The organism is Streptomyces sp. NPDC005784, from assembly GCF_042871525.1.
Classification (GTDB): Bacteria; Actinomycetota; Actinomycetes; order Streptomycetales; family Streptomycetaceae; genus Streptomyces.
In genome coordinates this window covers 209,515-221,208 of record NZ_JBIAIQ010000014.1, presented here as the reverse complement: position 1 = coordinate 221,208, position 11,694 = coordinate 209,515, and the positions used below count along the sequence as shown (strand labels likewise).

General features: G+C 71.7%; 9 protein-coding genes. 5 read left to right on the top strand and 4 right to left on the bottom strand.

What is annotated here, in order from left to right:
* Nucleotides 1–216: 216 nt before the first annotated feature.
* Nucleotides 217–1,614, bottom strand: coding sequence for a PepSY-associated TM helix domain-containing protein (locus tag ACFYR3_RS23270; RefSeq protein WP_389284646.1), 1,398 nt, complete (start codon nt 1,612–1,614; stop codon nt 217–219).
* A 204-nt stretch (nt 1,615–1,818) separates the two neighbouring features.
* On the opposite strand from ACFYR3_RS23270, the gene ACFYR3_RS23265 reads away from it, so the two are divergent.
* Both ACFYR3_RS23265 and ACFYR3_RS23260 read left to right on the top strand, forming a co-directional pair.
* Nucleotides 1,819–2,478 (top strand): peptide deformylase, encoded by a 660-nt coding sequence (locus ACFYR3_RS23265; RefSeq protein ID WP_389284645.1) that lies wholly within the window; start codon nt 1,819–1,821, stop codon nt 2,476–2,478.
* Nucleotides 2,479–3,030: 552 nt separating this feature from the next.
* Nucleotides 3,031–4,623: an ABC-F family ATP-binding cassette domain-containing protein gene (locus ACFYR3_RS23260; RefSeq protein ID WP_389284644.1), complete on the top strand. Its 1,593-nt coding sequence runs from the start codon at nt 3,031–3,033 to the stop codon at nt 4,621–4,623.
* Between the two features lie 208 nt (nt 4,624–4,831).
* Here the strand turns inward: ACFYR3_RS23260 and ACFYR3_RS23255 are convergent, their stop codons facing one another.
* A complete protein-coding gene (locus ACFYR3_RS23255; RefSeq protein ID WP_355840609.1) occupies nt 4,832–5,362 on the bottom strand; it encodes a hypothetical protein in 531 nt (176 codons plus the stop codon).
* A gap of 615 nt (nt 5,363–5,977) precedes the next feature.
* Entirely contained in the window at nt 5,978–7,492 is a 1,515-nt protein-coding gene (locus ACFYR3_RS23250) for an exo-alpha-sialidase (RefSeq protein ID WP_389284643.1), read from the bottom strand.
* Nucleotides 7,493–8,073: 581 nt separating this feature from the next.
* On the opposite strand from ACFYR3_RS23250, the gene ACFYR3_RS23245 reads away from it, so the two are divergent.
* Nucleotides 8,074–8,670, top strand: a complete 597-nt coding sequence (locus ACFYR3_RS23245) for a cadmium resistance transporter (protein ID WP_389284642.1) — start codon at nt 8,074–8,076, stop codon at nt 8,668–8,670.
* 107 nt (nt 8,671–8,777) lie between these two features.
* A complete protein-coding gene (locus ACFYR3_RS23240) occupies nt 8,778–9,581 on the top strand; it encodes a MerR family transcriptional regulator (protein ID WP_389284641.1) in 804 nt (267 codons plus the stop codon).
* Nucleotides 9,582–9,712: 131 nt separating this feature from the next.
* Here ACFYR3_RS23240 and ACFYR3_RS23235 read toward each other — a convergent pair whose 3' ends face one another.
* On the bottom strand, nt 9,713–11,146 hold the full coding sequence (locus ACFYR3_RS23235; protein ID WP_355840613.1) for an NAD(P)/FAD-dependent oxidoreductase: 1,434 nt from the start codon (nt 11,144–11,146) through the stop codon (nt 9,713–9,715).
* 119 nt (nt 11,147–11,265) lie between these two features.
* Here ACFYR3_RS23235 and trxA point away from each other — a divergent pair, with 119 nt between their 5' ends.
* Entirely contained in the window at nt 11,266–11,679 is a 414-nt protein-coding gene (gene trxA / locus ACFYR3_RS23230; RefSeq protein WP_355840614.1) for a thioredoxin, read from the top strand.
* Nucleotides 11,680–11,694: the final 15 nt, after the last annotated feature.

Sequence of the window (11,694 nt, the reverse complement as noted above, 5' to 3'; positions counted from 1 at the left end):
CGGGGCCGAAGGGCCCGTCACCGCCACGGGTGCAGGCGGGGCCGAAGGGCCCGTCACCGCCACGGGTGCAGGCGGGGCCGAAGGGCCCGTCACCGCCACGGGTGCAGGCGGGGCCGAAGGGCCCGTCACCGCAGCAGGTACGAGCCGGACCGAACGAAGCGTCACCGCGGCAGGTGCTAACCGGACCGAACAGGCGTTGCCGCGTGCCGGATCACGCTATCCGGCCGCCCCCGTGCGCCTGCCCCTCCGGTGCGCGATCTCGCCGAGGAGCACGTCGACGGCGAGGAACACGGCGAGCGGGATGCCGAGCAGCGGGACGAAGTAGCCGAGGACGGCGACGGCCGCGAGCGCCGGCACCAGGATCTGCGGCGGCACGTGCTGCCAGGCTCCGCGCGGGATCGGCCGGCCGAACGCGGAGGCACGACCGCGCAGCCACCACATGCGGTAGCCCCACACGACGAGCAGGATCAGGGCGAGCGCGAGCGCCATCAGGGCGATCTGGTTGACCAGGCCGAAGAGCGTTCCGGTGTGGGCGTCGATACCCCAGCGGGTCAGTTTGGCGAGCAACGGGTAGTCGGCGAAGCGGAGTTCGTCGACGACCTTGCCGCTCGCCGGGTCCACGGCCACCGCGTCCTGCTTCTCGGGCCAGCTGCGCTGGATCTGCTTCACGACGTACGCCGAGGACGCGTCGGCGGGCGGGACGATCTCGACAGGGTCTCCGAGGCCCCTGGCGCGGGCCGCCGCGAGGATCGCGTCGAGGCCCTGCGGGGTTGCCTCCTTTCCGGCGCCGGTTCCCGAACCGCTGTGACCCGCGTGGTCGCCGCCGGTCGCCGCCGAGATCGCGGGGGTCGCCTGGTGGAGCGAGGTCCGCAGGGTGTCGATGTTGGCCCCGGCGTACGTCGACCAGGTCAGACCCGTCGCGGAGAGGAAGAGGAATCCGGCGGCCGCCCAGACACCGAGCGTGCCGTGCAGTCCGAGGGTGCGGCGGCGGCCGCTGGTTCCGCGCACCGTGCGTCGGTCCCGGCGGCGGCCGAACCACAGCAGGAGGCCGCCGCCCGCGATCACCCAGAGCCAGCTCGCGGCGAGCTCGCTGTACAGCCGGCCGCTCTCGCCCAACCGGAGATTGCCGTGCAGCCCGTCGAGCCAGGTGCGCAGCGGCAGCGCCCCGGTGGAGCCGTACTGCTCCAGCGAGCCGCGCACCTTCGCGGTGTACGGGTCGACGAACACCGCGAGGGTGTGGTCGGGGTCGACACCCGGGACGCCGGAGAGCAGGACCCGCGTGGTGGCGTCCGCCTCCGGGGAGGGACGGACGACCGAGACCTTGCCCTCAGGGTGGGCCGTGCGGGCCGCCGCGACCTGCTCGGACAGCGGCAGCTTGTGGTCACCGGCGGGGACGGTCAGTTCATGCGCGTACACGATCTTCTCGGCCTGGAACGAGGCGGCGTACAGCAGGCCGGTCGCGGCGGCCACCAGCAGGAACGGCGCGACGAGCACGCCCGCGTAGAAGTGCAGGCGCAGGATCAGCGGGCGCAGGGCGGACCGGACACTTCGGGCCGGTACGGGGGCGGCGGGCCGCGGCGACGCGTCCGTCGCCGCGGAGGGAGTGGTGGACATCGGCGGTGTTCTCCGGTCGGGCAGGGGACGGAAAGGAGCCGTGGGCCGGGGAGTTGGGCTCCCGTCGCCGGTGGCGGTCCAGTAGTCGGGGCGCGGCAGCGGCGAGTTCCCGGGCCTACATGTGGCCTGCGTCACACGCGGAAAGTCGCGGGACTCGCCCTGCGCCGCCTCGATCGGCTCGATCCGGCTTGGCATGCTGGCGCGATGGCATCCGAACGTGACCGCAGCGCCTCGCGCATCACTCTGAGCGACCTGGTCGAGGAACTCCTCGGCCACGAGGGTCCGTTGCCGATCGTCGCGGCCGGTGACCCCGTGCTGCGCCGGGGCGCGGAGCCGTTCGACGGGCAGCTGGATCCGGGGCTGCTGGCCCGGTTCGTCGCCGCCCTGCGCGCCACGATGCACGCGGCGCCGGGGGTCGGCCTCGCCGCGCCGCAGGTCGGCGTGCCGCTGCGGATCGCCGTCATCGAGGACCCGGCGCCGGTGTCGGACGAAGTGCGCGTCGTACGCGGGCGAGTGCCGCAGCCGTTCCGGGTGCTGGTCAATCCGTCGTACGTCGGGATCGGTCCGGGGCGGGTCGCGTTCTTCGAGGGCTGCCTGAGCGTTCCGGGCTGGCAGGCCGTGGTGGCCCGGCACACCGAGGTGCGGCTGACGGCGCTGGACGAGCACGGGCGGGCCGTGGACGAGGTGTTCAGCGGCTGGCCCGCGCGCATCGTCCAGCACGAGACGGACCACTTGGACGGCACGCTCTATCTCGACCACGCGGAGCTGCGCTCACTGTCCTCGAACCAGGCGACAGCGGACCTCTGGGCCCAGCCGACGCCGCAGTCGGCAGCCGAGGCGCTCGGCTTCCCCCTGCCGGGCTGACATCCCGGGCGGGCGTCAGCTCGGCTTCCCCCTGCCGGGCCGACATCCCGGGCGGGCGTCAGCTCGGCTGCACGCTGCCGGGCCTGCGCCCTGGCGGGCCTCACCGGCCCACTGGGGGACATCGCCCGGCCAATGGGCGAATGCCGCCGGCCGCCCGGCCCGTCTGACGACCGGCCCGCGCAAACCGCCGGACTGCCGGACTGCCGGACTGCCGGACCAACGGGGGCCGTCACACCATCAAGCCGGCGCCGCTGCCGGGCTGTCGTGCTGCCGAGCACCGGACCCCCACCCGGCTGCCGGACGACCCGGGGCGCGGGCCACCAGCCACAGCCACAGCCACAGCCACAGCCACAGCCACAGCCACCAGCAGGTATAGCGGCAACGTCGCCCGGCAGGTGCTCGCCGGAGTCTCCCGGCCGGTAAATCGGAGGCGTCCCGCCGTCGGGCTGGTTAGCCTGGGGGCATGTCCACGCCCCGCGTCTCTTAGCTCAAGGACCCGCTTCCACGCCACCCGTGTGTCCTTGAGCCGATTGACTTCTGGAGCGTTTTCCCATGATCACCGTTCGCGGTGTCGACGTGCGCGTCGGCGCCCGTCTGCTGCTGTCCGGCCTCTCCTTCCACGTCTCCCCCGGCGACCGCATCGGCCTCGTCGGCCGTAACGGCGCCGGCAAGACCACCCTCCTGAGCACCCTCGCGGGGCAGCAGCGTCCCGCCGCCGGGTCCGTCTCCCGTACCGGCGCGGTCGGTTACCTGCCCCAGGACCCGCGCGCGGTGGACCCGGCGGTCACCGTCACCGACCGGATCCTGTCGGCCCGGGGCCTCGACCGTGCCGTACGCGCGCTGCGGGCGGCCGAGACCGAGATGGCCGACGGATCCGAGCGCGCGATGAACGCCTATGCGCGTGCCGAGGCCGAGTTCCAGGCGCGCGGCGGGTACGCGGCCGAGGCCGAGGCGGCGCGGGTCGCCGCGGGCCTCGGGCTGCCCGACCGGGTGATGGACCAGCCGATCGGCACCCTGTCCGGCGGACAGCGACGCCGAGTCGAACTGGCCCGCATCCTGTTCGCGGACGACGGCACGCTGCTTCTCGACGAGCCGACGAACCATCTGGACGCCGACTCGATCGCCTGGCTGCGCGGGTTCCTGACCGGCCATCAGTCGGGCCTCGTCCTCATCAGCCACGACACCTCCCTGCTGGCCGACGTCGTCAACCGCGTCTTCCACCTGGACCCGCACCGCGCCACGCTCGACGTCCACAACACCGGCTGGACGGCCTACCTCGCCCAGCGTGACGCCGATGAGCGGCGGCGGGCCCGGGAGCGGGCGAACGCCGAACGGAAGGCGGCGGCGCTGCACGCGCAGGCCGACAAGATGCGCGCCCATGTGTCGACGGCCGTGGCGGCGAAGAACATGGCCCGCCGTGCCGACCGCCTGCTCACCGGGCTGGAGCCGGTCCGGCAGGCGGAGAAGGTGGCCCGGATCCGACTGCCGGAACCCGCCCCGTGCGGACGGATGCCGCTCGGCGCGGTCGCCCTGACCAAGTCGTACGGCGATCTGCGCGTCCTTCGCGGCGTCGACCTCGCCGTCGACCGGGGCAGCCGCCTGGTGGTCCTCGGCCCGAACGGCTCGGGCAAGACCACGCTGCTGCGGCTGCTCGCCGGTCACGACAGCCCGGACGGCGGGCGGGTGGTGCGCGGGCACGGTCTGCGCCTCGGCTACTTCGCGCAGGAGCACGACACGCTCGACCCGGCCGGCACGGTCCGCGGCCAACTGGCCGCCGCCGCACCGCATCTCACCGACGGCGAGGTGCGGCGGGTGCTCGGCTCGTTCCTGTTCACGGGCGACGACGCCGACAAGCGGGTCGGGGTCCTCTCCGGGGGCGAGAAGACCAGGCTCGCCCTGGCGGGGCTCGTCCACTCCGGCGCGAACGTACTCCTCCTGGACGAGCCCACCAACAACCTCGACCCGGCCTCCCGCGCCGAGGTCCTGGCCGCGGTGGCCACGTATCCGGGCGCGCTCGTCATGGTCACCCACGACGGGGGAGCCATCGACGCCCTGCGCCCGGACCGGGTGCTGCTGCTCCCGGACGCGGACGAGGACCTGTGGAGCGAGGAGTACCGGGAGCTGGTGTGTCGTACTGATCGGTGACCTGGTTGGCGACTACGTCCTCACCACCGGCGGCCACATCGCGTAGGAGGTTCGACTCTAAGGACTGTCTGTTCTTCTTCCAGTCCCCGCGGGGCGAACCTTGCCTTGCGTCGTCGGCTTGGCCAGCATGAGTGACCGGCCAGTGCCCCGGATGTGGCACTGGCCAGTGACGCCCGGTGCTGGCGTGACCAGCTGCCGTGCGTTGTTCTCAGCCGATGCCGGTGACCTGGAGGGCGGTGGTCCAGTTGGTCTTGATGGCGCTGCGTGCGGCGGACAGGGTGATGGTGCCGTTGCAGACGGCGTTCTTGAGTTTGGTCTCGGTGCCGTCCTTGGTGTAGGCGGTCTTTGTCCCGGAGTACGGCTCCGGCCACAGGTTGCCCGGGTCGCGGGGGGACCCGCCGAGTTCCAGGGGCACGAGGTGGTCCTCCTCGTAAGACGACATGCTGGTGTCGGCGTAGCCGTAGTCGATGATGCCCTGGGCCTTGAGCGGGTTTGTGTAGGAGGTGGGCGGGCGGACGGTGGAGGTCCAGCCGGACACGCAGATGGTGCTGCCGATGGTGGACTGGGTGACATCCGGGTTGTAGGCGCCGGGGGTGCAGCCGGAGTCGGGCAGTGGCAGGTACGCGTGGGAGCAGGTGCTGGCGTTGGCCGTGCCGGCGCTGACGCCGACGATGAGGCCGCTGAGGGTGAGCGCGAGGACGGAGCCGCCGACGGCGGATATTCGGGTGATGGAACGCATGGGGTCTCCCGGGAGGACTGACCCGGCGACGATCGTCGGAGTCGTGTCCATGACATCCCATGGCGCGCTACGCGGGTAGATGTTGAACGGTGAATTCGCTGTAATCGAACGGTTTCTGAAGGGTCAACACACCGTTCGGGCCCGTGCTGGGCGCGCTGCGCCGTCCAACGGTGCGGCGGGCTGCGTCCGCCGGCAGCCGGCAGCGCGTGACTGCCGCCATCCGCGTTGGCTGATGGAACCTCAGTGCCAGCGACGTCGACGGCCACTTCCGCATCCCGCTGCCGCCGGGCGCCGATATCTTCCGCCCGGACAATCTCACCGGCGCAGTTGCCCTGATCGCCCGGCCGGTGCCTGTCACCGTCCAGGAGCGACGGTTCACCACGGTCGCCATCCCCTTCGGTTCGGGCATCCGCTGACGCCCTCCGCCTGCCCTTGGGCGCGGCAAGTGGTCGGCCGGGGGAGTGCCCGCACGCGTGGTGGCGGTCTGGCCCGAGGGTCCGTCGCCAACTCGGTGGCAGCCACGTCCCGATCATGGTCCTCCGGCCGGAACGAGACCTGGCGCGGAGCCGCCCCGGCAAGTTCGCCGGGGCGGCTGTTGCGATCGGGGTCTGTCGATCAGGGGCTGTCCTCGCCGCCCCCGGTGCCGCCGTTGGCCAGCCATTGCGCGTAGGCGATGGCGGCCAGGCGGGCCGAGAAGGCGTTGTCACGTGCGGTGGCGGTCGTGACGGCGATGGTGCCGGTGGCCGCGGTGAGACCTGAAGTCGGCGTGTACATCGCCTCGTTGAAGACCGACCCGCTGGGGGCCGAGGCGACGGCGAACACCGGGTGTGCCGTTCCGCCGGAAAAGGACGTCGAGATGTAGTCGCCGACCATGGTGCCCTGCGTGGTACTCGCCAGCCAAGAGTGGGTCATCGGACCGGCCAGCTGGGTCGGCGCAGTCCAGGTGCTGCCGGCGTTGGTCGAGGAGATATACCCGACGTCCAACTGGCAGGTGGCAGCAGTGCAGTTGGCGGCCGGGTGGTAGTAGTACGTCAGCGCCAGGTGCGCGGTGCTGCCCGAGGTGGCCGGGTCGACGGCGAGGCCGGGGATGAAGTGGTCGACGGTGCTGGTCGTCGCGTCGATCGGGATGCGGGTCACCGACGACCAGGTGGTGCCGTTTGCGCTCGTCGCCAACACGATGTCGTTGGACGTGCAGGAGCCCCCGCTGGCGCGGAAGCGGCAGTCCTGCCAGACGACATACACCTTGCCGGCGGCGTCGATCTCGGCGGAGGGCAGCGGCCCGCTGCGCAGGCCTCCGTGCACGGTGAACGTACTGACGGTGGCCACGGTGGTGGCGTTGGTCCAGGAGCTGCCGCCGTTGGTGGAGGTGAAGGCGCGGATCGCGGTCTCCGAGGCGTTGGCGATCGGGACCACCACGGTGCCGTTGGGCTGGACAACCGGCTGTCCGCCCAGACCGGTGGCGTTGTTGCCGGTGTTCTTCGAGGCACCCCAGGTGAGTCCTCCGTCGGAGGAGGTGGTCATCTTGATGCGGTCACCGTCGCCGTTGTTGTCGTACTCGGTGTAGCAGTTGCCGTAGAAGGCGCTCGTGGCGGTGTTGTCGCAGACGATCCAGTTCTTGTCGAGGCTCGAACCGGTCGCGGTGACCACGGGGTTGCTCCAGGTCAGTCCGCCGTCGGTCGAGCGGCTGGTGTAGACGTCGGGCACGGTGACGGACGAGGTGATGGGGATGGTGGAGATCAGCCAGGCGTTGTGCTTGGCGTCGTAGGTCACCGACGCGTCGCTGACCCTCTGGAAGGTGCCGCCCGCCTGTGTGGTGATCCCCGGCAGGAAGCCCTTGGTCCAGGTGGCGCCGCCGTTGGTCGAGGTGGCGAAGCCGACGTTGGAGGCGCCGCCGTCGTTGAACCGGCCGACCTGGAAGGCGGAGACGACCGTGGAGCCGTAGGAGAAGGTGTCCGGCTCGACCTCGGTGGCGTGCTGGCTGGTGGAGTTGGTGTAGGGGTCGGTGCTGATCTGGGTGAGGGCGGGCGCGGCGCTGGCGGTGGTCGTCGACAGGGCCAGCGCGCCGGCCGCGAGGGCCACCGTCACCAGACCGGGTCTCGCCAGGCGCTGGAGCAGGGATGCCAGGAACATGATCCGTTCCCTTTCACAGAAGGGGCACGTCCGGCATCGGTGCGTCGTGAAGTGGGGTCGGGAGCATGCCTCGTACACGTCCGCACCGTGAGGGCGGGCGGAGCCCGGCCGAACCGAACATCGTGCAGGACGTGCTGAGGGACGTCGACACTCTGCTGTGCAGGCATGGTCATGTCAACGCTTTTCGTTGCAACACCGCCTGAACCAAAGGGAATTGACGTCCCCTTGACCCCTTTTGACTCGGGCATATGGTGAGACCCTCCGAGGACGTCGCAGTGACGTTCGGTGGCGCAAGGGAGTGGTCATGATGATGAAGGACTGCAGACAGGGTCGAGGATCCTGACCGTGCTCGTGGCCGCCCTGGTCGCCCTCTCCTCTCTTCTGACCGCGCCTGCGGAGGCGGCGGCGATTCGGAGGCGGACTCGATGCCACTCGCCTGAGGCCATCGCCGAGCTGACCAGCCTGCTGGCCCCGGGATCCGCCCGCTGCTGACCGCGCGTCAGACCACCCCGGAGGACAGCTGCGACCAAGGGCGCCCGATAGCGTCGCGGGACATCCTGCAGAGAGAGAGTGGGAGCCCCGTGAACGCAGGCATCATCGGGCAGGCCGCCGGACTGTTCGCCGTCACCAACATCGACGACATCCTGATCCTGTCGCTGTTCTTCGCCCAGGGCGCCGGTCACCGCGGCTCGACCCGGCGCATCGTGACCGGCCAGTACCTCGGCTTTGCGGCAATCCTGGCGGTGTCCGTCGCCGCCGCCTTTGGCGCCACGTTCCTGCCCGAATCCGTCATCCCCTACCTGGGCCTGCTGCCGCTCGCTCTCGGCCTCAAGGCCGCGTGGCAGGCGTGGAAGCACCGAGGCGACAGCGACGACGCGGACGAGGTCAAGCAGGGTGGTCCCTCTCCCCTGGAGGTCGCCGCGGTGACCTTCGCCAACGGCGGCGACAACATCGGCGTCTACGTCCCCGTGTTCGCCACCGCGGGCATCGGCGGTATGAGCGTGTACGCCGTGGTCTTCCTGGTCCTGGTCGCTGTGTGGTGCTTCGCGGGCAGGTTCTTCGCCACCCGACCCGTCGTCGCGAAGGCCCTCGCCCGTTGGGGCCACATCCTGCTGCCTGTCGTCCTGATCGCCATCGGCCTGCTCATCCTCATCGAAGGCGGCGCCTTCGGACTCTGATCCCGGCGCAGGTTCCGCAGGCCAGGGCGGCACCCGGGCTTGCAACCTGTTCCCAGGTACAGGTTTATGGTCGAGGACGTCCCCGCCCGCACGCTGCGGGGGGACGGATGGGAGTGGGCCATGACCGGCTGAGCTGGGTTCCGACGTCCTGCACCCTGCCCACCGAACAGCAGCCGCTGCGGGTGGCCGAGTCGGACACGTTGTTCGCCGAGCGCCTGACCGCGCTGACCCGCCCGCTCCCGCTGCGACTGCACCTGGTGCTTGCCTCCGGGGAGGGCGTCGAGGGGCGGGTGCGCGACCTGGCGGCCCGCGAGAGCGGATGCTGCTCGTTCTTCACCTTCACCTTCACCGTCACCCCGGCCACCGGCGGCGACGTGCACCTGGACGTCGAGGTCGACCCGCCGCACGAGGGGGTGCTGGAGGCACCGCGGGTCGGAGCTTCGGCCGAGGGCGGCCTGCGGGTGAGCGGGGAGGGCCTGCGCTCCGGGCAGGTCGCCGAGGCGGCCGGGGTGAACGTCCAGACGTTGCGCTACTACGAGCGGCGCGGCCTGCTGGCCGAGCCCGACCTCTCCCCGGGCGGCCACCGCCTGTACGACGAGGACGCGGTGACCGCGCGGCGGCTCATCAAGGCCGCACTGCGCCTGGGCTTCTCCCTGGAGGAGGCCGCCGAGCTGCTGGAGAACGGCCGCCAATGCCACGGCCGCCCCGTTCCCGGGCTGCAGGAACGCGCGCAGGCCAAACTCGCCGAGGTCGACGCCAAGATCACCGACCTCACCACCATCCGCGAAGCCCTCACGGCCGCGGTCGCGGCGGGCTGCGACGACCTGACCCTCTGCGCCACCAGCTCGTGCTGCCCCATCCCGTTCACCGACCTCACCGAGGAGATGCGCCATGGGCGACCCTGCTGCTGACCAGCCCGCCGCCTGCACCCCGAAGGCCCTGGGCGCGCTGGCCGTAGCGTGCGCGCGCACTGCTACCGCAGGAGAGGGTGTCCCGCTCGGGGCCGCGCGCCGCGACCGGGCCCGGCGTGCCGCCCGGCACGTCAGGCGTCCCGGTACGCCTCCAGGAGCCTCAGCCACACCTCGCTGACCGTCGGGTAGGACGGGACGGCGTGCCACAGGCGGTCGATCGGGACCTGGCCGACGACGGCGACGGTCGCGGAGTGGATCAGTTCGCCGACGCCGGGGCCGACCAGGGTGAGACCGAGGAGGATCTCGCGGTCGAGGTCGACGACCATGCGGGCCCTGCCGCGGTAGCCGTCCGCGTACAGGCCTGCGCCGGCCACCGAGGCCATGTCGACGTCCACGGCCCGGACCCGGTGGCCCGCCTGCTCCGCCTCCGCGAGGGAGAGACCCACGGCCGCCGCCTCCGGGTCGGTGAAGACGCACTGCGGTACGGCCGCGTGGTCGGCGGTCGCGGAGTGCGCGCCCCAGGGGTCCGTCTCCAGCAGCGGCACCCCCGCGGCGCGGGCGGCGATGGCGGCACCCGCGATCCTGGCCTGGTACTTGCCCTGATGGGTGAGCAGGGCGCGGTGGTTGACGTCGCCGACCGCGTACAGCCACTGACTGCCGATGACCCGGAGGCTGTCGTCGACCTCGATCCACTTGCCCGGCTCCAGGCCGACCGTGTCGAGGCCGAGGTCGTCGGTGCGGGGCGCGCGGCCGGTGGCGAACAGGATCTCGTCGGCCTCGATGCGGTCGCCGGTGTCCGTGAGGGCGACCACGGTCGAGCCCTCGCGCGAGACCGCGGTCACCGAGGTCCCGGTGCGCACGTCCGCACCCGCCTCGGTCAGCGCCTCGGCGACCAGTTCCCCGGCGAAGGGCTCCATGCGGGGCAGCAGGCCCTTGCCGCGGACCAGCAGAGTGACCTGGGAGCCGAGGGCCTGCCAGGCCGTGGCCATCTCGGCGGCGACCACACCGCCGCCCACCACGATCAGCCGTCCGGGCACGGCGTGCGCGCTGGTGGCGTCGCGGCTGGTCCACGGCTTGACCTGCGCGAGGCCCGGCAGATCGGGGAGCAGGGCGCGGGTGCCGGTGCAGACGGCGACCGCGTGCCGGGCGGTCAGGACACGGCGCTCGCCGTCGGGCCCGTCGACCGTCACAGTGCGCGATCCGGCGAGTCGGCCGTGTCCGCGGTAGAAGTCGGCTCCGATGCCGTCCAGCCAGGCGAGCTGGCCGTCGTCCTTCCAGTTCGAGGTGTAGTAGTCGCGGTGGGCGAGCACCGCGGGGGCGTCGAGTGGACCCTGCACCGCTTGGGAGAGGCCGGGTACCCGGCGGGCGTCGGCGCGGGCGATGACCGGGCGCAGGAGTGCCTTGCTCGGCATGCACGCCCAGTACGAGCACTCGCCGCCGACCAGTTCGCTCTCCACGACCGCGGAGGAGAGGCCGGCGGCGCGGGCGCGGTCCGCGACGTTCTCCCCCACGGGTCCGGCACCGAGCACCACGACGTCGTAGGCGATGGATTCCGTTTCCGTCATGGGGCCAGTCTGGTTGCTGGTGTGCCCCGTGGCCACACGGGTACGGGCGCGGAATACGCCCCCGGTGGGTGGCGTTGTGCAAACCGGCATGACCCGGACGTGAGGAAGAAGGACAAGGAATGAGCAGCACCGTTGAGCTCACCAAGGAGAACTTCGACCAGACGGTCACGGACAACGAGTTCGTCCTGATCGACTTCTGGGCAGCCTGGTGCGGGCCGTGCCGTCAGTTCGCCCCGGTCTACGAGAAGGCCGCCGAGGCCAACCCGGACCTGGTCTTCGCCAAGGTCGACACGGAGGCGCAGCCGGAGCTGGCAGCCGCCTTCGAGATCCAGTCGATTCCGACCCTGATGATCGTGCGCGACCAGGTCGCGATCTTCGCCCAGCCCGGGGCGTTGCCCGCCGCCGCCCTGGAGGACGTCATCGGGCAGGCCCGGAAGCTGGACATGGACGAGGTCCGCAAGTCGGTCGCCGCCCAGCAGGCCAAGGCCGCCGAACAGGCCCGGGGCACCGAACAGGCCGACGGCGCCGAGTAGGCCCCGGACCGCATA

Bases quoted from the DNA above. Each gene is read 5' to 3' on its own strand.
- ACFYR3_RS23270 (WP_389284646.1), bottom strand. From the start codon at position 1,614: ATGTCCACCACTCCCTCCGCGGCGACGGACGCGTCGCCGCGGCCCGCC.
- ACFYR3_RS23265 (WP_389284645.1), top strand. From the start codon at position 1,819: ATGGCATCCGAACGTGACCGCAGCGCCTCGCGCATCACTCTGAGCGAC.
- ACFYR3_RS23260 (WP_389284644.1), top strand. From the start codon at position 3,031: ATGATCACCGTTCGCGGTGTCGACGTGCGCGTCGGCGCCCGTCTGCTG.
- ACFYR3_RS23255 (WP_355840609.1), bottom strand. From the start codon at position 5,362: ATGCGTTCCATCACCCGAATATCCGCCGTCGGCGGCTCCGTCCTCGCG.
- ACFYR3_RS23250 (WP_389284643.1), bottom strand. From the start codon at position 7,492: ATGTTCCTGGCATCCCTGCTCCAGCGCCTGGCGAGACCCGGTCTGGTG.
- ACFYR3_RS23240 (WP_389284641.1), top strand. From the start codon at position 8,778: ATGGGAGTGGGCCATGACCGGCTGAGCTGGGTTCCGACGTCCTGCACC.
- ACFYR3_RS23235 (WP_355840613.1), bottom strand. From the start codon at position 11,146: ATGACGGAAACGGAATCCATCGCCTACGACGTCGTGGTGCTCGGTGCC.
- trxA (WP_355840614.1), top strand. From the start codon at position 11,266: ATGAGCAGCACCGTTGAGCTCACCAAGGAGAACTTCGACCAGACGGTC.